Origin of the sequence: Amycolatopsis sp. NBC_00355, from assembly GCF_036104975.1 — a bacterium.
In the GTDB taxonomy this organism is placed as follows: Bacteria; Actinomycetota; Actinomycetes; order Mycobacteriales; family Pseudonocardiaceae; genus Amycolatopsis.
The window spans coordinates 6,706,599-6,724,920 of record NZ_CP107982.1 but is presented as its reverse complement, the minus strand read 5'-3'; the positions used below and the strand labels follow the sequence as shown (position 1 = coordinate 6,724,920).

At 70.7% G+C, this 18,322-nt stretch carries 19 protein-coding genes; 4 read left to right on the top strand and 15 right to left on the bottom strand.

Annotated features, from left to right (window positions below; translation table 11 throughout):
* Nucleotides 1-15: 15 nt before the first annotated feature.
* Nucleotides 16-681 (bottom strand): DUF1707 SHOCT-like domain-containing protein, encoded by a 666-nt coding sequence (locus OHS18_RS30540; protein ID WP_328613216.1) that lies wholly within the window; start codon nucleotides 679-681, stop codon nucleotides 16-18.
* Between the two features lie 84 nt (nucleotides 682-765).
* On the opposite strand from OHS18_RS30540, the gene OHS18_RS30535 reads away from it, so the two are divergent.
* Nucleotides 766-1,800 (top strand): hypothetical protein, encoded by a 1,035-nt coding sequence (locus tag OHS18_RS30535; protein WP_328613215.1) that lies wholly within the window; start codon nucleotides 766-768, stop codon nucleotides 1,798-1,800.
* Here OHS18_RS30535 and OHS18_RS30530 read toward each other — a convergent pair whose 3' ends face one another.
* From OHS18_RS30530 to OHS18_RS30520, 3 genes are read right to left on the bottom strand one after another with little or no spacing between them, the layout of a single operon-like run.
* A complete protein-coding gene (locus OHS18_RS30530) occupies nucleotides 1,801-2,457 on the bottom strand; it encodes a response regulator transcription factor (protein ID WP_328446787.1) in 657 nt (218 codons plus the stop codon). It abuts the gene before it with no gap.
* Nucleotides 2,454-3,590 (bottom strand): MacS family sensor histidine kinase, encoded by a 1,137-nt coding sequence (macS, locus tag OHS18_RS30525; protein WP_328446789.1) that lies wholly within the window; start codon nucleotides 3,588-3,590, stop codon nucleotides 2,454-2,456. The genes OHS18_RS30530 and macS overlap by 4 nt, the downstream gene beginning before the upstream one ends.
* On the bottom strand, nucleotides 3,587-4,846 hold the full coding sequence (locus OHS18_RS30520) for an AI-2E family transporter (protein ID WP_328613214.1): 1,260 nt from the start codon (nucleotides 4,844-4,846) through the stop codon (nucleotides 3,587-3,589). The genes macS and OHS18_RS30520 overlap by 4 nt, the downstream gene beginning before the upstream one ends.
* A gap of 218 nt (nucleotides 4,847-5,064) precedes the next feature.
* Here OHS18_RS30520 and OHS18_RS30515 point away from each other — a divergent pair, with 218 nt between their 5' ends.
* Both OHS18_RS30515 and OHS18_RS30510 read left to right on the top strand, forming a co-directional pair.
* A complete protein-coding gene (locus OHS18_RS30515; protein WP_328613213.1) occupies nucleotides 5,065-5,982 on the top strand; it encodes a hypothetical protein in 918 nt (305 codons plus the stop codon).
* Between the two features lie 228 nt (nucleotides 5,983-6,210).
* Nucleotides 6,211-9,369 carry a beta strand repeat-containing protein gene (locus OHS18_RS30510; protein WP_328613212.1) on the top strand — a complete coding sequence of 1,053 codons (3,159 nt, stop codon included), beginning with the start codon at nucleotides 6,211-6,213 and terminating at the stop codon, nucleotides 9,367-9,369.
* Between the two features lie 165 nt (nucleotides 9,370-9,534).
* Here OHS18_RS30510 and OHS18_RS30505 read toward each other — a convergent pair whose 3' ends face one another.
* Both OHS18_RS30505 and OHS18_RS30500 read right to left on the bottom strand, forming a co-directional pair.
* Nucleotides 9,535-10,299: a dioxygenase family protein gene (locus tag OHS18_RS30505; protein WP_328613211.1), complete on the bottom strand. Its 765-nt coding sequence runs from the start codon at nucleotides 10,297-10,299 to the stop codon at nucleotides 9,535-9,537.
* Nucleotides 10,300-10,366: 67 nt separating this feature from the next.
* On the bottom strand, nucleotides 10,367-10,747 hold the full coding sequence (locus tag OHS18_RS30500) for a MarR family winged helix-turn-helix transcriptional regulator (RefSeq protein ID WP_328613210.1): 381 nt from the start codon (nucleotides 10,745-10,747) through the stop codon (nucleotides 10,367-10,369).
* 66 nt (nucleotides 10,748-10,813) lie between these two features.
* Here OHS18_RS30500 and OHS18_RS30495 point away from each other — a divergent pair, with 66 nt between their 5' ends.
* Nucleotides 10,814-11,284 carry a MarR family winged helix-turn-helix transcriptional regulator gene (locus OHS18_RS30495; RefSeq protein ID WP_328446799.1) on the top strand — a complete coding sequence of 157 codons (471 nt, stop codon included), beginning with the start codon at nucleotides 10,814-10,816 and terminating at the stop codon, nucleotides 11,282-11,284.
* Nucleotides 11,285-11,325: 41 nt separating this feature from the next.
* On the opposite strand, the gene dnaB is transcribed toward OHS18_RS30495, so the two are convergent.
* From dnaB to rpsF, 9 genes are all read right to left on the bottom strand, one after another.
* Nucleotides 11,326-12,732, bottom strand: coding sequence for a replicative DNA helicase (gene dnaB, locus OHS18_RS30490; RefSeq protein WP_328459140.1), 1,407 nt, complete (start codon nucleotides 12,730-12,732; stop codon nucleotides 11,326-11,328).
* 508 nt (nucleotides 12,733-13,240) lie between these two features.
* A complete protein-coding gene (locus OHS18_RS30485; protein ID WP_328613209.1) occupies nucleotides 13,241-14,029 on the bottom strand; it encodes an ESX secretion-associated protein EspG in 789 nt (262 codons plus the stop codon).
* 88 nt (nucleotides 14,030-14,117) lie between these two features.
* The gene (locus tag OHS18_RS30480) at nucleotides 14,118-15,506 is read right to left on the bottom strand and encodes a hypothetical protein (protein ID WP_328446803.1); all 1,389 of its coding nucleotides are present in this window, start codon (nucleotides 15,504-15,506) and stop codon (nucleotides 14,118-14,120) included.
* A gap of 1 nt (nucleotide 15,507) precedes the next feature.
* Entirely contained in the window at nucleotides 15,508-16,110 is a 603-nt protein-coding gene (locus OHS18_RS30475) for a DUF3558 domain-containing protein (protein ID WP_328446805.1), read from the bottom strand.
* Nucleotides 16,107-16,460, bottom strand: coding sequence for a hypothetical protein (locus tag OHS18_RS30470; protein WP_328446807.1), 354 nt, complete (start codon nucleotides 16,458-16,460; stop codon nucleotides 16,107-16,109). Before OHS18_RS30470 ends, OHS18_RS30475 begins: the two co-directional genes overlap by 4 nt.
* 128 nt (nucleotides 16,461-16,588) lie before the next feature.
* Nucleotides 16,589-17,044 (bottom strand): 50S ribosomal protein L9, encoded by a 456-nt coding sequence (gene rplI, locus OHS18_RS30465; RefSeq protein WP_328446809.1) that lies wholly within the window; start codon nucleotides 17,042-17,044, stop codon nucleotides 16,589-16,591.
* Between the two features lie 12 nt (nucleotides 17,045-17,056).
* Nucleotides 17,057-17,305 carry a 30S ribosomal protein S18 gene (rpsR, locus tag OHS18_RS30460; RefSeq protein ID WP_003098744.1) on the bottom strand — a complete coding sequence of 83 codons (249 nt, stop codon included), beginning with the start codon at nucleotides 17,303-17,305 and terminating at the stop codon, nucleotides 17,057-17,059.
* Between the two features lie 41 nt (nucleotides 17,306-17,346).
* Nucleotides 17,347-17,877, bottom strand: coding sequence for a single-stranded DNA-binding protein (locus OHS18_RS30455; RefSeq protein ID WP_247059560.1), 531 nt, complete (start codon nucleotides 17,875-17,877; stop codon nucleotides 17,347-17,349).
* A gap of 17 nt (nucleotides 17,878-17,894) precedes the next feature.
* A complete protein-coding gene (gene rpsF / locus OHS18_RS30450; protein WP_328446829.1) occupies nucleotides 17,895-18,230 on the bottom strand; it encodes a 30S ribosomal protein S6 in 336 nt (111 codons plus the stop codon).
* Nucleotides 18,231-18,322 lie beyond the last annotated feature (92 nt).

Here is an 18,322-nt window from a genome sequence, read left to right as displayed (position 1 = left end):
GCAGAGGGGCCCCGGCTAGCCGAAGAGCCCGCGCCGCGGGTGGCGGATCACCAGGGAACCGCCGTGGACGCGGCCGCTCAGCACGTACCGCGGGGTGCCCATCCGCCCGTTGCTGTGGGTCTTGTCCTCCATCGAACCGAACTTGACGTCGCTGATCGCGTTGACGTCGACCGCGGCGTGCTCGGGGATGACGATCTCGACCGAGCCCCACTTGGCGTCCAGCTCGATGTGCACCACCGGCGACTGGACCTGGGCTTCGGTGAAGTCCAGCTTGGTCGAGCCGTACTTGTTGCGCACCACCATCTCCGACGGCACCACCCACGGGCCGCCGCGGTGCAGCGACGAGTACTTCGCGTTGAGCTCGAAGCGCTGACCGGGCACATAACCGCCGCGGTACCCCGCCGGAGGCGCGTACGACGGCGCGGCCGCACCGGCCGCGGCCGGGTGGTAGAGGCCGGCGAGGTCGGCCAGCACGGTGTTCAGCTCGCCCCGCGTCCTCGACGCGAGCGCGCGGTCCGTGCGTTCGGTGAACTCGTCCAGATCGATCATCCCGCGGCCGATAGCCTTCTGGAGTACCCCGACGACGTGCTCGCGCTCGTCGTCGGAGACCCGAAGATCGCGCTCGCTCAACGGCTTGGTCTCGGTCATCGGTTCCGCCGTCGTGGTCTCTTCCTCGCCCATGTCCACGATGGTAGAACCGGATTTCTCCAGGGAGATCGGGGGAAAACCCTGAACGGACCCGTATTCCGCGGTGCCGCGCTCGGCGTGGCGCTCCTCGTGCTGGCCGGGTGCACCGGTGACGAGCCCGCTCCGCCGCCGGCTCCGGCGACGACCAGCGCGCCGCCGACCGCCGCGGCCCCGCTCCCGGAGGGCCTCCACGGTGTGGCCGCCACCGGCGGGATCGGCGTGAGCGCGCTGCTCCCCACCACGGGCCCGACCCTCTTCGACGCCGACCGCGGGCCTGCGGGCACCCCGCCCGGTTACCCCGGCGGTGACGTCGGGATGAGCGTCGTGCGCGTCGGGAAGTCCGCCGTCCTGACCGCCCACAACGACAAGGACCCGTTCGACGTCTTCGTCTACACCGGCCCGGCGACGCCGCCGCGGTCGCTCGGCCGCGCCTGGTCGGTGGCGCCGGGTGCCGACGGCACGAGTGCGTGGGTGATCCGGCAGGACGCGCCGGACAGCTGCCGGCTCCAGCACGTCAAGCTCGACGGCGGTGAGCTCGGCCAAGGGCAGTCCGCCAGCTGTCACACCCAGGTCCGCGCCGAGACGGAAAACGGCCTGCTGATCACCATCAACGCCGACGGCGCCGAGTCGACGGACGCGCTCATCGAGCCGGAGACCGGCCGCACGGTGCAGCAGGCGCCGCGCATCCTCGCCGTCGCCGGGAACTGGATGCTGCTCGACGGCCTCACCGACCTCACGCTCGTCGACCTGCGGGACAACAGCCGCAAGAAGCTCAGCCGGCCGACGGTCGGGCCCGCGCCGACCGTGGTGCCGTCGCGGGAGGGCGCCCTGTTCGCCGCCGACTTCGCGGTCCATTCCTACCGGGCCACCAACACGCAGCTGCGCGACGTCTGGCTGCTCCGCCCGGACTCGCTGAGCTGGGAACACGCGCCGGGGATGCCGTTCATCACCGAGCACCTCCAGGACGGTGGCGGCATGGACTGGAGTGACGCGGGTGACCTCGTGCTCGCGGACGGCGTCCTCGCCGCCTGGCACCCGGGCGAGCCGAACTGGCGGCTGGGCAAGGCCGCGCTGCCGAACGGCGACTGGGGCGGCATCACGGTGCTGCCGTGACTACTCCTCGTCGAGGCCGTGCTCGATCGCGTACCGGGCCAGCTCGACGCGGTTGTGCAGCTGCAGCTTCCGCAGCGTCGACTGCACGTGGTTCTCGACCGTCCGGTGCGACAGCACGAGCCGTTCGGCGATCTGCCGCGCGGTGAGCCCCTTCGCGACCAGGCGCAGGACGTCGGTCTCGCGCTCGGTCAGCCGCGGCGGCTCGGCCCCTTCGGCCGGGGCGTCGGCCATCCGCCGGTACTCGCCGAGCACCAGGCCGGCCAGGCCCGCGGTGAACACCGGGTCGCCGGCGGCGGTCCGCCGCACCGCGTCCACCAGCTCGACCGCGGACGCCGACTTCACCAGATAACCGGACGCGCCGGCCTTCACGGCTTCCAGGACGTCCTGGTGTTCCCCGCTCGCCGAGAGCACCAGCACCCGCGTCGAGGGCAGCGCCGCGGTGATCTCGCGGGTGGCGTCGACGCCGGAGGTGGTGCCGAGGTTGAGGTCCATCAGCACGACGTCCGGCTGCACGGTCCGCGCGATCCGCAGCGCCGCGTCGGCGTCCGGGGCGGTCGCCCGCACGTCGAAGCCGTGTTCGGTCAGGTCGCGGGCCACCCCGTCCCGCCAGATCGGGTGGTCGTCGACCACCATCACCGAAATCCGTGGTTCGCTCATGACGCGCTCCTGGTGCTCGGCACCCTGACCTCCCACTCCGTGCCCCGGCCGGGACCGGTGTCGAGGGCCGCGCTCCCGCCGAGGTCGCGCACCCGGCCCCGGATGGATTCCACCACGCCGAGGTGCCCGTTCGCGGCCGCTCGCTCGAGAACGCCGTCCGGAATGCCCGGTCCGTCGTCGCGGATGCTCACCACCACCTCGGTGCCGAGGTCCTCCAGCAGCACCCACGCCCGCGCGTTCGTCCCCGCGTGCTTCTCGACGTTGGCCAGTGCTTCGCGGGTGACGGCGGCGAGCTCTTCGGTGACGTGCGCCGGCAGCTCGACGTCGTCCGCCGGGGTCGAGACCTGCACCGACGGCGTCGCGAGCAGCTGCAACGCGGTGCGCAGGCTCGTCGTCCCGGTCTCGCTCGGCTTCAGCGGTTCCGTCGTCACCAGCGACCGCAGCGCGATCTCCTGCTCGCCCGCCAGCCGGGCCAGCTCGGCCGCCTCGCCGCCGACCTCGTTGCCGCGCTTGCGGACGCGGGCCAGGACCTGCAGCACGCTGTCGTGGATCGACCGGGCCAGCCGTTCGCGTTCGGCGGTCGCCGCCTCCTTCCGCAAGGCCTGCGCCAGGCGGGTCGCGGCCTGCCGGCTGAGCGTCGCCGCCATCCCGACCAGCAGCCCGGCGGCCGCGAGCAGGACGCCGTCGCGCGCGACGTCGAGGTCGAACTTCTCGCGCGCGATCCCGGTCGCGACCCCGACGACCAGGCCGGCGAGCACCCCGCCGACCGCGCCGAACCGCGCGCCCGCGGCCACCGGCGGCACCGCCGCCCAGACCGTGGTGATCAGCGGGACGTTCAGCGCGAACTGCGCGTCGCTCAGCACGAAGGGCGAGGTGAGCAGCAGTCCGGTGCCGACCACTAGGTCGACGACGACCAGCCACGGCGGCCGCGTCCGCTCGCGCAGGTACAGCAGGCTGATCACGACCGACCAGACCGCCATCGCGCCCAGCAGCGTCCAGGCCAGCCACTCACGCCGGTAGTGCTCGTGCTGCACGATCACCGTGCCGCCGGCGAACGCCCAGGTGAGCACGCGGAACGCGTTCACGCCGCGCCACAGCGGCGTGATCGGGTCCGGCGTCCGCGCGGTGGTCATTCCTTCTTTTCGTCCTTGTTCACGGCCGTCGCCGCGCGGGCGTTCTTTTCTTCGTCTTCTTCGTCGTCCTCACCGATCGTCGGCACCTCGGCGTCGGGTGTGCCGGGTTCCGCGTCGTTCGGCTGCGCGGCCTGGTCCTTGAGGACGTCGACCTCGGCCGGGTCCGGGTTGCGCTCGTGCAGCAGCGACCGGACGCCGGCGTTCAGCACGGCCAGCAGCGGCACGGCCAGCAGCGCGCCGGCGATCCCGCCCGCGACCAGGCCGGCGGTGATGGCCAGGACCACGGCCAGCGGGTGCAGCTTCACCGCCCGCCCGAGCAGCAGCGGCTGCAGGATGTGGCTCTCCAGCTGCATCACGCCGATCACGATGCCGAGCACGATGACCGCGCCGATGGGGCCGTTCGTCACCAGCGCGATCAGCACGGCGACGCCACCGGTCAGCACGGCGCCGATGATCGGGATGAACGCGCCGATGAAGACCAGCGTCGCCAGCGGGATCACCAGCGGCACACCCATGATCCACAGGCCGACGCCGATGCCGACCGCGTCGACGACGGCGACCGCGGCCGTCGCGCGGACGTAGCTGACCAGCGAGGCGAACCCGCGGCGCCCGGCGACGTCGACCCGGTTGCGGACCCGGCCCGGCACGACGCGGACCAGGAACGTCCAGATGCCGTCGCCGCCGCTGAGGAAGAAGATCGTGATGAACAGCGTCAGCAGGAAGCCGGTGAGGATCTCACCGACGGTGCTCGCCGTGGTCAGCGCCGTCGTGGTGATGGACGCCTGGTTGTTCTGGATGAAGCCGATCGCCTGGTTGATGAAGTCCTGGATCTGCTCCTGGCGCAGGTGCGGCGGCCCGTTGAGCAGCCAGTTCTTGATCTGGTCGAGGCTCGCGTTCAGCTGCTGCTGCAGCTGGGGCAGCCCGGAGGAGAACTGCGTGATGACGAACGTCAGCAGCCCGCCCAGCACGGCCAGCCCGGCGATCACCACGATCGCGGTCGCCAGCCCGCGGGGGAACTTCAGCGCCACCAGCTTCTGCACCGCCGGCGCCAGCAGCGCGGAAACCAGCAGGGCGATGGACAGCGGGATGACGACCACCGAGAGGTAGCCGATCACCCACACCACCGCGTACAGCGCGGCGACGATCACGATGAACCGCCACGCGAGCGCGGCGCTGATGCGCAGCCCCCGGGGGATCAGTCCCGTGATGTCCTCGTGCTCCGGCAGGAACGGGTCTTCTCCTCGCGCGTGGCTCACCGCCACACCGTACTGGCTGGGACGTCCGATTCGCCGGACTGCCAGCTGTGATCACTGATCGTCAGTCCGGAATACACCGTGTGTTCTTCACACGATGGGGGCATCAAGTCGGTTCGAGGGTGCGCGTCACGCCCTGTGTTTGGTTAGGTCGCTACCGCAACGTTATGTGGCAGTAGGTCACGAGACAGACACAGCACCAGCGCGTCAGGAGACAACGAGTGGCGAACACCGCGACGAACGAGGGGCAGGGCGCCAAGCGCTCGCGCCGTCTCGTGTCGCGTGCGCTCCTCGTCGTCGGTGGCGCCATCGCCGGCACCGCCGCCGCGTGGCTCGTCTCCGGTGCGACCGCTTCCGCCGACACAGTCGAGGCGGGCACGGCTGCCGTTACGCCGGCCACCGACGCGACGGTCGGTAGCCTCGGCGATGTCTCGCACGTCCCCGGTGACGTCGCCGAAGCCGGTTCGCCCCAGGACGTCACGTCGTGGAGCAACCCTCGCGTCCTCGAGCACGAGGCCTCCGAGCGCGTCAGCGACTCGGTTTCGGACCTCACCGAGGACGCCGTCGTCAGCCCGGCGCACCGCGCCCTGGGCGCGGTCGAGCACATCGCCCGCAAGCCGCAGGACACCCGCGAGGTCCTCGAACAGACCTTCACCCCCGAGCCGGCGCACGATGTGCTGCAGCTGCTCGACCCGGCCGGCAAGGGCGACCTGGTCCCGCTCCCCCAGCTCCCGGGGCTCGCCCCGGTCGAGCAGGAGCCGGTGACCGAAGGCGTCGGCCAGGCCACGGACACGGTCGCCGTCTCGACCGTCCAGCTCCCCGCCGTGTTGCGAGCCGCGCTCGCGATGCCGACGGGTGTCCAGCAGAACGACGTCACCGGTGCCGCGGGCGAGTCCCGCGACTCGCACCGTGAGCTGCCGTCGTCGCCGCTGGTCCCGGTGCAGCTTCCGGCCGCACCGTCTGTTCCCACCGCCCCGGGTGGCAGCTCTGCCCCCGGTGGTCACCTCGACGGCTTGAACTTCGGCGTCCCCTCGTGGGTCTCCGCTGCCGTCAGCGATGCCGCCGCCAGCGCTTACCGCGGCGGCCTGCGGCACACGCCGCGCACCCCGGGCACGCAGCCCGGTGTCACTCCTGACTGAAACACCTCCCTCCACGGGTAGCTGACGCGCCCAAGTCCGTCTTCATCTGACGGCATTCGCGTCCGCACGAATCCCCGTGGCACGGCGGTGCGCGCCTTCTTGGAATGTTCCAGCGCGCCCGCAAGAAGTTCCTTCCCCTCTGGTGTTGCTCGGACGCACCTATTTCGAATTCGACGAGCGCACCCCCATAAGCCCGTAAGGGAACCCGAAATAAAGGAGAAACACCCCATGCAGACGTGGGCAAAGCGCGGCCTCCAGACCGCGCTGGTCACGGGTGGTTTGCTGATGCTGGGCACCGGCATCGCCTCGGCTGACGAGAACGTCAACCCCGACTCCCCGGCCTCCCCGCTCGACCTGAACGTGACGGCTCCGATCTCGGAAGCCAACAACGCGGTCGGCACCCCGTTCGGCCAGCTGGACCTGCCCGCCGGGCAGACGGAGCTGAGCACCAAGCCGGTCACCAAGGCCGCGAACGAAGCGGTCAAGCAGCTCGACGAAGCGAGCCCGATCAGCCAGAGCACCCTCGGCGGTGCCACCAAGGCCGACGGCGCGGGCGCCTTCACCCCGGGCCACCGGAACCTCAAGGGCAACAAGGTCGCCGGCGACGTCGTCGTGCCGATCCAGATCGTGGACAACGCGATCGGCGTCATCGGCGACGCGAACGTCGACGGCACGGACCACTCCCAGACCTGGGCGCACAACCAGGACGTCGCGACCGACGGCTCCAAGTCCGGCCTCGCCGGCAACGCCGTCGTCCTCGACTGGGCGCTCCCCGTCCAGATCGCCGGCAACGCCGGTGGTGTGGCGGGCGGCAGTGGCGCGGTGCACGGCGGCTCGGCCAGCCAGAGCACGACCGAGACCGGCGACATCGACACCGACGGCACCGGCTCCGGCCTGTCCGGCAACGTGGTGGCCGGCCAGTTCGCCACCCCGGTCCAGGTGACCGGCAACGCCGTGTCCTACCTCCTCGGCAACGCGTACAGCCAGTACGACGCCGACAGCGACGCCACCTCGGGTGGCTCCATCAAGTCCGCCGGTGACGGTGGCGCGGGCTCGGGCAACATCGTCGGTGCGCCGATCGCCCTGCCGGTGAAGTTCAACGGCAACGCCGGTGGCGTGTGGGGTTCGGACGCCGACACGGTGTCGAACTCGGCCGCCGACGCCAAGGCCGGGGACACCCGCGAAGGCTCGCTGGGCATCCCGACCTACGAAGAGACGAGCGGTAACGACTCGTTCCTCGACGGCAACGCGGGCGCCGTGTCGCTGTCCCCGGTCGCGAACGTCGCGGGTGTCGCGGCGTCGTGGATCGGCAACGCGGCCACCGGCAACGCGACCGCGGGCCGCGACGGCGAAGAGACCCAGGGCGGCAGCTCCTCCAGCACTGTCGACTCGGGTGGCTTCGTCAAGACGGCCGGCGACGGCTCGGGTGCGGGCGGCAACGTCATCAACCCGTCGGTCGCGCTCCCGGTCGAGGCGTTCGGCATCGGTGGCACGTACATCGGCAACTCGCACGCCAGCCACGACAACACCACCGACGTCAACGCGGGCAACGGGTCCTACACCCGCGGCAACGACGGCGTGCTCGGCGGCAACATCGTCAACACCCAGACCGCGGGCGCGCCCGAGGTCTACGGCATCGGCGCCAGCCACATCGGCAACGCGACCGGCCAGTCCACCGAGGACAAGACGGTCACCGCCGGGGCGTACGACGGCTCGCAGGGCGACGACTCGTCCGGCTCGGGCAACGTCGTCCAGGTGCCGGTCGCCGTCCCCGCCGAGGTCTTCGGCGTGGGTGGCTCCTTCATCGGCCAGGGCTCCGGCTCGGCCGAGGAGACCAAGACCGTCGTCGGCGGTGGCGGTGGCAGCACCAAGGACGACAACGGCTTCCTGAGCTCCAACCTGGGCACCGTCCCGGCGTCGCTCCCGGTGCAGGTCGCCAACATCGGCGGCGCGTTCATCGGCCAGGGCCACGGCAAGGGCTCGACCGACACCACGTCGGCCGCGGGTGGCGACGTCACCGCGAACGGCCCCGCGGGTGCGGGCGCCGGCAACATCGTCGAGGCTCCGGTCTCCCTGCCGGTGCTGGCCGCCGGCTCGGGTGCGGCCCTCGGCGGCATCGGCACCGGTGAGAACGACAACATCACCGACTCGACCGCGGGCGGCAACGCGCTGACCGACGGCCAGGACGGCGCGATCGCCGGCAACATCGTGAAGGCCCCGTTCGCGGGTGCCGCGCAGCTGTTCAGCGACGGCGTCGCGGGTGCGGCCCTGGGCCACGGCACCGGCACGAGCGACACCGTGTCCACCGCGGGCGGCGACGCCACGACCAACGGTGACCGCGGCGCGATCGCCGGTGACATCGTCGGTGTCGACGGCCTGCCCGTCGCGCAGATCTTCGGCGACGCGGTGAGCGTCGGCGGCGTCTCCAGCGGCAACGGCATGAACACCACCACGGTGACCAACGCGGGCGACGACACCACCTCCGGTGTCGAAGGCGCGCTGGCCGGCGACATCCTGGACATCCCGGTGACGGCGATCGCCCAGGTCTTCGGCGACGCGGTGGCCGTGGGCGGCGTGGCCCACGGGACCGGCGACAACGTCCTCACCACGGAGAACGGCGGCGAGCCGGTCACCGAGGGTGACGGGTCGAGCCTGTCGGGGTACAACTTCTACCACGACCTCGCCGTGCCGGTGCAGATCTTCGGGGTGCCCCTCGAGCTGATCGGCAACGCGACCGCCGACGCGACGGACATGACCAGCATCGACGGTGACTCGGCCGACTCGGCCGACGCCATCTCCAACCCGGTCGAGGGTTCGGAGCTGGGCGCCGGCGAGCTGCCGTCGCTGACCGGGCTGGCCAGTGGCCTGCCGACCGCCGGGCTGCCCACCCAGGGCCTGCCCGCGCTGCCGACGGCCATCCCGACCCAGCGCGCCGACGTGCCGGACTCCCCGGTCTCGGGGATGCCGCACCTGCCGACCCCGGGTCTGCCCACCGCGGGTGGCCTGCCCGGCCTGAGCAGCCTCTCCGCGCTGGGTGGTGCCCTGCCCGGGCACAGCACCGAGCGTGCGGACCTGCCGACCGGTGGCCTGCCGGTGCACGTCCCGGCCCTGAGCGGCGGCCTGCTGCCCACCCTGCCGGCCGTCCCGGCCCTGGGTGGCGGCGTCCCGACGCTGCCCGTCGCGCTCCCGGTGACCCCGGCCCTGCCGGCGAACCCGCAGCTGCCCGCCGCCCCGACGACGCTGCCGGCCGCGCCGGCCGCGCTGCCGGTGAACGCGAAGCTGCCCGTGCTCGACGGTGCGGCCCCGGCCGCGCAGGTCCCGGCCATGTCGGGCCTGGACTCCACCAGCTTCCTCTCGAAGCTGCTGGGTTTCGTCAAGCGCAAGTAGTTCTGATTTCGCGCAGTAGTACTGCACTAACGGTTTCGGGGGCTCCGGGTGGCGGAGCCCCCGGCCCGGGGCGAAGCCCCGTTGTAACTGAATAGACTCTCCCTCCCTGGAGACGACGAGCCCCAGGAGCCAGCGCCGGCTCCTGGGGCTCGTTCGCGTCCCAGGTCAGGAGAACTGGAGAGAGCGCTTCGCCAGTCCGTGCCAGAAACCGTCGATCACCGTGCGGCCTTCGCCGGAGCTGGCGCCGAGTGAGACGAACAGCGGCGCGAAGTGCTCGATCCGCGGGTGCGCGAGCGTTGCCGCCGGCGCCTTGTGCCGGAAGTCGAGCAGCGTGTCGACGTCGCCGCTGCGCAGGACCTCTTCACCCCAGTGGTCGAACTCGGCCGACCACGCCGGCGGCGTCCCGTCGGTGGCGCGGGCCATGCCGCTCAGGTTGTGCGTGAAGAAACCGCTGCCGATGATCAGGACGCCCTCGTCGCGCAGCGGCGCGAGCTTGCGGCCGAGTTCGTAGAGTTCCCGCGGGTCGAGCGAGGGCATCGAGACCTGCAGCACCGGGATGTCGGCGTCCGGGTACATCTCGACGAGCGGCACGTAGGCGCCGTGGTCGAGGCCGCGGTCGTGCGCGTCGTGGACCGGCGTCTCAGGCGTGCGAAGCAGCTTCTTCACCTTCGCCGCGAGCTCCGGCGCACCGGGCGATTCGTACTTCACCTGGTAGTAGCGGTCCGGGAACCCCCAGAAGTCGTAGACCAGCGGCACGGTCGTCGTGGCCGAGAGGGTCAGCGGCGCTTCTTCCCAGTGCGCCGACACGACCAGGATCGCGCGGGGTTCCGGCAGGCCGGCGGACCAGCCGGCGAGCTGACGGGTCCAGGTGGCGTCGTCGGCGAGCGGCGGCGCACCGTGGCTGAGGTAGAGGACCGGGGTGCGGGTCATCGACGGCTCCAGTGCTTGAAAGTTCAACTACTAGAGTACCTGACGCCGCCTGGGCCCCGGTTATTCCTCAGGCTGGTTCGAGGTTCGCCGCACACCGCTCGAGGGTTCGGATCGTCGTGCGGTAGTCGTCGTCGCTGACGCCTTCGGTCACCGACGTCCGGAACTCTTCGACGCGCGCCTCGACCCGGGCGTGCGCCTCGCGGCCTTCGCCGGTGAGCTCGCCGGTTTCGGCGACCCAGCCACGTTCGCGCAGCTCGCCGAGCTGCGCGGACGTCGAGCCGAACGGCGCCAGCGCGACGTCGATCTCCGCCGGCGTGCGGGCGCCGAGAGCGATCGTATTGAGCACCTGCCACTGCCGGCGGGTCAGCGACTCCGGTTCGAGGGCCCGGGCCATGGAAGATTCGAGCAGCTCGTGGACGTGGCGAAGCCACCAGCCGAGGGGTTTCATGGATACTCCTGAATGTCGTAGAACAACTACATGTAAAAGTACATGCAGCTGGGGAGTGGAGCAACCATGACGGACGCGGTGGCCGAGGTCGAGCGCGCGATGATCGCGATCCGCCGCAGCCAGCAGCGGCGCGCGCTGAGCCGGATCGCCAAGGAGCGCGGCCGCGGCGGCCACGACCCGGTGCACGAGCTGCTCGACGTCGTCGAAGAGCTCGCCGAACGCGGCGAAGCCGGCACGGTGACAGCGCTGAGCGCGGCGATGGGCGTCGACCAGCCGCGCGCGAGCCGGCTGGTCGCGCGCGCGGTCGAGCAGGGACTGCTCCGGCGCGAAGCGGACCAGCACGACGGACGGCGTGCGGTGCTCGTGCCGACCGAGGCCGGTCAGGCCCACCTCGACGAGCTGCACACCTTCCGCCGCGCGGTGTTCGCCGAGGTCATGGCGGACTGGCCGGCCGACGACCGGGAGAACTTCGGCCGCCTGCTGGCGGCGTTCGTGCGCGGGTACGGCGAACTCGGCCGCCGGGCGCTGCCGGAGTAAGCCTGCGCGAAGACCGCGGGCGTGACTTGCTCCGGCAGCGCCTAGTCGTGGGACAGGTCGACGAACCGGCTGTAGTGCAGCTGGTGCGCGACGACGATCGTCGCGGTCGGGCCGGCACGGTGCTTCGCGATGATCAGGTCCGCCTCTCCGGCGCGGGGGTCGTCGCGCTCCCAGGCGTCCGGGCGGTTGACCAGGATGACGAGGTCGGCGTCCTGCTCCAGGGAGCCGGACTCACGCAGGTCGGACAGCATCGGGCGCTTGTCCGTCCGCTGCTCGGGACCACGGTTCAGCTGGCTGATCGCGATCACCGGGACCTCGATCTCCTTCGCCAGCAGCTTCATCTGCCGGGAGAACTCCGAGACTTCCTGTTGCCGCGACTCGACGCGCTTGCCGGACGTCATCAGCTGCAGGTAGTCGAGGACCACGAGCTTGAGGTCGTGCCGCTGCTTGAGCCGGCGGGCCTTCGCGCGGATCTCCATCATCGTCATGTTCGGCGAGTCGTCGACGAACAGCGGTGCTTCGGAGACCTCGCTCATCCGGCGGGCCAGGCGTGTCCAGTCGTCGTCGGACATCTTGCCACCGCGCATGTCGGCGAGCCGGATCTTCGCCTCGGCCGAGAGCATGCGCATGACGATCTCGGTCCGGCTCATTTCCAGCGAGAAGATGACGCTGGTCAGGCCGTGCCGGATGGACGCCGAACGCGCGAAGTCCAGCCCCAGTGTCGACTTGCCGACACCGGGACGGGCGGCGACGATGATCATCTGACCCGGGTGCAGGCCGTTCGTCAGCTCGTCGAAGTCGGTGAAGCCGGTCGGGATGCCCCGGGACTGCCCGCCGCGGGAGGCGATCGCGTCGATCTCGTCCATCGTCGGCTGCAGCAGTTCTTCCAGCGCGACGTAGTCCTCGCTGGTCCGGCGCTCGGTGACGTCGTAGATCGCCGCCTGGGCGCGGTCGACGACCTCGTCGATGTTCGCGCCGTCCGCGGCCGCCGCGCCGTAGCCGTACTGCACGATCCGGGTGCCCGCCTCGACCAGCCGGCGCAGCACCGCCTTCTCCGCGACGATCTCCGCGTAGAAGCCGGCGTTCGCCGCCGTCGGCACCGTCGCGATCAGCGTGTGCAGGTACGGCGCGCCGCCGATGCGGCCCAGCTCGCCCCGGCGTTCGAGCTCGGCGGAGATGGTGATCGGGTCGGCGGGCTCGCCACGGCCGTAGAGGTCGAGGATGCAGTCGTAGATGGCCTGGTGTGCCGGGCGGTAGAAGTCGTCGGGGCCGAGCGCCTCGATGACGTCGGCGACCGCGTCCTTGGACAGCAGCATGCCGCCGAGCACGGACTGCTCGGCCGTGATGTCCTGCGGCGGCTGGCGGTCGAACCCGCCCCCGGAGCCGGGGTCGCTCGGACCCGGGTCGTTCTCCGCATACATCGGGCCGCGGTCGTCGGTCAGCGCCACCGCTACGGACACCTCCTCGTCATCATGCGAACACCCGTTCGATTATGCCGGATCTTCGCTCTCGAAGCACGTGGCGCGAGCCGCGCCACCAAGTCCTCTTCCGCCGTGTCTCCCGATGATCGGCGACAACGTCGCGCGGCTCCCGCAGACACGCGGGGCGCCACCGTGAGTACAGGCTCGGCGGGGACGCTATGTCCCCCGGAAGGCCGAAAGCAATTCAGGGTGGGGACCCATCTGTGGACAACCTGTGGATGAATGGGGGTAACCAGTCACAGGTGCCGCCGGAGCTGTGGACAAGTTGGGGACAAAGGTGATCGGCTTCCACGAATTCGCAGGTCAAGCCCTGTGAGTAAGGTGTGGAGAACTTCCGCAAAACTCGTGCGGCGTGTCGTGTGAAACCCGTCGTTCGGCGTGTCGTGGACCAGTCCGGGTCCATTGAACCCCAGGGCCTGTGGATGAAAACTACGGACGGTAGAGGCGTAACCCGGTGGGCTGAACGGCCGTCGTGTCACGCCGCGGTGAGCCGGCCCTGTGCGCTGCGTAACCGATCGGCGAGAACGCGCTGGTCGGCCGGGGTGAAGGCGATCCGGTTCTCCCCACGCCCCGGAATCTCCTCGGTCAGCCAGCGGCCTTCCGAGGTATCGATGTAGTTCACCGGACGTTCGATGCGTTGCCACGATCCGGTGCGGCTGCGGGCCGCGACGTACAGGCTGCCGCTGCCCATTCGGCGTAGCGCGAGGATCCGCCAGAGCTCGTCGGCCTCCTGCGAGCCGTCGGCCGGCCGGTCGTTGCGCATCAGCGCGAAGCCGTCGTCGTCCCGGCGTCCGGTGCCCTCGAGCTGGCTCTTCGGCACCGCGAGCGGGGTCCCGCGGCCCGGCGCGAGCTTCGGGATCTGGCCGAGGAAGTCGTCGAGCACCTCGCCGGGCCGGGTCGACTCCAGCACGACGACGTCGAGCTGCTCGTGCTTGGCCAGCACGAACGCCTCGCCGCCGGCGCTGCCGGCGAGCAGCCGGTAGCTGACCGGCTTGCCCTGGAACCCGCCGTCCACCCAGCCGTAGTACTCCAGCTGCGGTCGCGCGACGGCTTCGATCGTCGCGACGAACCCCGGGTGCATGCCGCGCGGGCCGAACAGACCCGCCTTGGTGAGCTCGGCGTTGACGCGCTCGTCCTCGGCGCGCTGGGCCTCGTCGCTGTACCAGGTCGGCGTCTCGGCCAGCACCGTGTGCGGCTCCCCGCCGCGGCGCCGGATCAGGTTGATCACGGTGCCGGTCGAAAGGGTGACCTGCCTGTCCAGCACCGCTCTTCCCCCTAGTGAAGATCAGCTTGATGAACCCGGAAGAACCGGGCGCGCCCATCTTGGCACGCGCCCGGTGGCCCCGCGTGTGTTACTCGCCGATGACCGGCGGCGCGGTCAGTTCGTCGGTGCCGAAGATGTCGTTCGGGTCGTCGCCGAGCAGGTACTTCGACGTGCGTTCCTCGTCGCCGCCGCCCTGGCCCTTCGCACCGTGGCCCATGCCGCCCATGCCACCCATCCCGGTGGAGCCGCCCCGCCCGGCCGCCGCGCCGCCCGCGCCCATCGCGCCGCCGGCTCCGGCACCCATGCCGCCGCGGCCGGCGCCGGACGCGCCCGCGCCGCCGGGCATCGACGCGCCGGTCGAGCCGCCGGGCCCGAAACCCCCGCTGCCGCCCGGCCCGAATCCCGCCGTCGGGTCGCCGATCCCGCCCAGGCCACTGGAACCGCCGGGGCCGAAGCCGCCGGCGCCGCCGCCTCCCGGAACGGAGAAGTTCGGCGTGCTGCCCGGCCCGAACCCCGGCATGCCGGGCACGTCCGAAGGCGAGAAGCCCGACGAGTGCGTGCCGTCGGAGGTGAAGTTCGGCGGGGTGTAGTTGCCGGTCGGCACCTTCGACGGGTCGTAGTTGCCGCCGCCGGGGACCTGCGAGGGGTCGAAGCTCGGCACCTTGGAGGGGTCGTAGCTCCCGCCCGGCACCTTCGACGGGTCGAAGCTGCCGCCGGGACCGCCGCCGGGGCCGCCGCCGAAGGACGGCACGCTGCCGGGCCCCGGCATGTTCACGCCGCCCGGACCGCCACCGGGACCGCCGCCCGGCTCGCCGCCGCCGTTCCCGTTCCCGTTGCCGTTCTTGTCGTCCTTCTTCTTGCCGTCTTTGCCCTGGTCGACGTTGACGTTCTCCTGCTGCCCCTGCAGCGCGGAGTACGTCGGCATCTTCTGGCCGTTGTCGTTGCTCGCCTTGTAGTAGGTGTTGAAGGCGTCGACGTTGGCCTGGCCCTTGGTGTTGTAGTCGCGGATCGCCCGGTCCGTGTCGGTGGTCCACGGCGTCACCGCGTTGAGCAGGTTGTTCTTCGGCGGGTCCTTCGGGACCTCCTGCACCTGGGCGTGCACCGTGGTGAAGGCGTTGTTCTGCTCGCCGAGGTACTTGTCGGAGTCGGTCAGCTTGGTGCCCGAGTCCTCCATCCACACCCGCAGCGGGTGCGCGCCCGCGTTCTGCGCCGCTTCGGAGCCGCCGCCGGTCCAGGCCGCGTCCATGTCCTTGGCCAGGCCGTCGATCGTGGTGAGCCGGTCCTGGTAGGCGCCCTTCAGCCGGCTCGCCGCCGCCTGCCCGTTCGAGATCGAGCCCGTGCCGGGACCGGTGGTGATCTGGTTCCAGATGTCGTAGCAGTCGATCTTGCGGTCACCCTGCACCGAATCGTGGTCGTCCGAGTGCGTGGTCGCCATGTTGTACGCGGCGAACCCGCCGAGCAGGACCAGTTCCAGCATCTCAGCCCCCCATCAAGGTCTGGATCATCGACTCGCCGAACTTCTGCGCCACCGAGCACGGGTCCGACGCGCCGGCGCCGTTGTCGTACTGCACCAGGATGTTGACGGCCAGCTCGTCGGTCACCCCGATGAAGACGCCGCACTTGCCGTCCTTGCGGTCGTCCACCGCGGCGGCGTAGACGGCGGGGTACCCGTAGGCCTGCGTCTCTTCGAAGTAGGCGTCGTTCGCCTTGGTGTCGTAGACGTCCTGGAGGCCGTTCTTGTTCGCCGTCACCGTGGTCACGTCGATCTGGTTGCCCGGGTCGGCGGACTCCTGGAACGTGCAGCTCGGGCCGTTCGCCGTGGTGCGCGGGGTGCCGTCGCCGAGGCTCAGCTTGGAACGGCCGGTCGCGTCGATCGTCGTGCAGGCGTCCGAGGTGATGTTCGCGGCGTTCAGCGCGTTCGGCACCCGCGGCGCGGAGTCGGCGGCGGACCGGGACGTCTCGCTGCCGCTCGAATCGGCGGTCGGCGCGGGGTTGGCGGTGCCCCCGGTGCGGCTGGAGCAGCCGGCGACGGCGAGCACGGCGAAGGCCAGGGCCGGGACGGCGAGGAGTCGTCGGTTCACGTGGCCTGGTTCCCCGTCTTCGAGAGGTCGGCCTGGGTGTCCGACTCCTTGGTGGTGATCTTCTTCTTCGCGGCCGTCAGCGCCTCGATGTAGTTCTTGACGTAGTCCTGCATCTTCTTGTTCTGCTCGAGGAACGCCTTGCCGGACGGGTTCGCGAGCTTCTCCCAGTCACCGCTGGCGAACTCCTTGCCGGGCGCCTTGACGTTCGCCATCAGGTTGGCGTCGTCGTAGTCGCGCTTCAGGTCGGCCTGGAGGTCCTGCCACTGCTTGATGACGCCGTCGATCTTGTCGGCGTCGAACGTGAACCCGCCGCCGCCGGCCGGCGCGGACATGTTGACCTCGTTACCCATCCGGATCCATCCCCTTCGCGTCCCCGCCCATTCTCCTACGACGTGGCCGTGGTGTCCGGGGTTCCCCCGAAACGCGTGAAGGCGGGCCGCCCACCAGGGGCGACCCGCCTTCACGACGGTGGAACGGGCTACTTGGCCTTGACCTCGAGCCGGACCTCGACCTTGACGTCGGGGTGCAGCCGGGCGCCGACCGAGTGCTTGCCGACCGTCTTGATGTGGTCGCGCAGCTCGATGACGCGCTTGTCGAGCAGCGGGCCGCCGGCCGCCTTGATCGCGTCCACGATCTCGCCCGAGGTGATCGAGCCGAAGAGCTTCTTCGAGCCCTCGGCCGCCTTGCCGGTGAGCTGGATGGCGCCGAGGCCCTCCAGCGTCGCCTTGATCTCCTTGGCGTGGTCGAGGTCGCGGATGCGACGGCTCTCCTGCGCGCGCTGGATGGTGCGCACGTTCTTCTCCGCGCCCTTGGACGCCGCGATCGCGTAGCCCCGCGGGAGCAGGTAGTTGCGCGCGTAACCGTCCTTGACCTCGACGATGTCGCCGGGGCCGCCGAGGTTGGCCACGTCGGTGGTGAGGATGATCTTCGCCATCTCCGGGCCTCCTTAGCGCGCGGTCGAGGTGTAGGGCAGCAGCGCCATTTCGCGGGAGTTCTTGACCGCGATGGCGATGTCACGCTGGTGCTGGCTGCAGTTGCCGGTGACGCGACGGGCACGGATCTTGCCGCGGTCGGAGATGTACTTCCGCAGCAGGTTGGTGTCCTTGTAGTCGATCAGTTCCGGACGGCCCTTTTTCTCGGCCTTGCAGAACACGCAGACCTTCTTCTTGGGCTTGCGAATGGGTGGCTTGGCCACTGGTTACTCCTGGAATTCAACTCTTGTGGATGTGTACGAGATCAGAAGGGAGGCTCGTCGGAGAAGCCGCCGCCACCGCCACCGCTGCTCGCGGCCGGGGCGGAGCCCCACGGGTCGTCGGCCGGCATACCGCCGCCACCGCCGCCACCGCGGTTTCCGCCGCCACCGCCACCGCCGCCGCCGAAGTCACCACCGCCGCCGCCACCGCGGCTGACCTTGTTGACCTTCGCCGTGGCGTAGCGCAGCGAGGGGCCGATCTCGTCGACCTCGAGCTCGACGACGGTGCGCTTCTCGCCTTCCTTCGTCTCGAACGACCGCTGCTTCAGCCGGCCCTGGACGACGACGCGAGCGCCGCGCGTCAGCGACTCGGCGACGTTTTCCGCCGCCTGCCGCCAGATGTTGCAGCGCAGGAACAGCGCCTCGCCGTCCTTCCACTCGCCCGACTGCTTGTCGAGCGTGCGGGGCGTGGACGCGACGGTGAAGTTCGCGACCGCCGCACCGGACGGGGTGAAACGCAGTTCCGGGTCGGACGTCAGGTTGCCGATCACCGTGATGACGGTGTCTCCAGCCATCGGGAATACCCTTCGGCTCAGGCCTTGGCGGCGGCGACGGGCGGCTTGGCCGCGGCGGCGCGCTTGATCTCGCGACGCATGACCTTGGTGCGGAGCACGGTCTCCTGAAGCGACAGCTGGCGGTCCAGCTCCTTCACCGCGTCCGAGGACGAGTTCAGGTCCAGCAGGGCGTAGATGCCCTCGGCGTGCTTCTTGATCTCGTACGAAAGCCGGCGCCGGCCCCAGACGTCGACCTTCTCGACGCTTCCGCCCGAAGTGCGGATCACGTTGAGGAAGGTGTCCAGCGTCGGAGCGACAGTGCGCTCGTCGAGCGTGGGGTCCAGGATGACCATTACCTCGTAATGGCGTGACACAACCACTCACCTCCTATGGGCTCGCGGCCACGGACTGTCCGTAGCAGGAGGGTTTGTCCAGGTAAGGCTACCTGGCGGGGCCGGGAGGCCCG

What these genes read in the sequence shown, in the direction of transcription:
- OHS18_RS30540 (WP_328613216.1), bottom strand. Translation starts at nt 681, where the DNA reads ATGGGCGAGGAAGAGACCACGACGGCGGAACCGATGACCGAGACCAAG.
- OHS18_RS30530 (WP_328446787.1), bottom strand. Translation starts at nt 2,457, where the DNA reads ATGAGCGAACCACGGATTTCGGTGATGGTGGTCGACGACCACCCGATC.
- macS (WP_328446789.1), bottom strand. Translation starts at nt 3,590, where the DNA reads ATGACCACCGCGCGGACGCCGGACCCGATCACGCCGCTGTGGCGCGGC.
- OHS18_RS30510 (WP_328613212.1), top strand. Translation starts at nt 6,211, where the DNA reads ATGCAGACGTGGGCAAAGCGCGGCCTCCAGACCGCGCTGGTCACGGGT.
- OHS18_RS30505 (WP_328613211.1), bottom strand. Translation starts at nt 10,299, where the DNA reads ATGACCCGCACCCCGGTCCTCTACCTCAGCCACGGTGCGCCGCCGCTC.
- OHS18_RS30500 (WP_328613210.1), bottom strand. Translation starts at nt 10,747, where the DNA reads ATGAAACCCCTCGGCTGGTGGCTTCGCCACGTCCACGAGCTGCTCGAA.
- OHS18_RS30495 (WP_328446799.1), top strand. Translation starts at nt 10,814, where the DNA reads ATGACGGACGCGGTGGCCGAGGTCGAGCGCGCGATGATCGCGATCCGC.
- OHS18_RS30480 (WP_328446803.1), bottom strand. Translation starts at nt 15,506, where the DNA reads ATGCTGGAACTGGTCCTGCTCGGCGGGTTCGCCGCGTACAACATGGCG.
- OHS18_RS30470 (WP_328446807.1), bottom strand. Translation starts at nt 16,460, where the DNA reads ATGGGTAACGAGGTCAACATGTCCGCGCCGGCCGGCGGCGGCGGGTTC.
- rplI (WP_328446809.1), bottom strand. Translation starts at nt 17,044, where the DNA reads ATGGCGAAGATCATCCTCACCACCGACGTGGCCAACCTCGGCGGCCCC.
- OHS18_RS30455 (WP_247059560.1), bottom strand. Translation starts at nt 17,877, where the DNA reads ATGGCTGGAGACACCGTCATCACGGTGATCGGCAACCTGACGTCCGAC.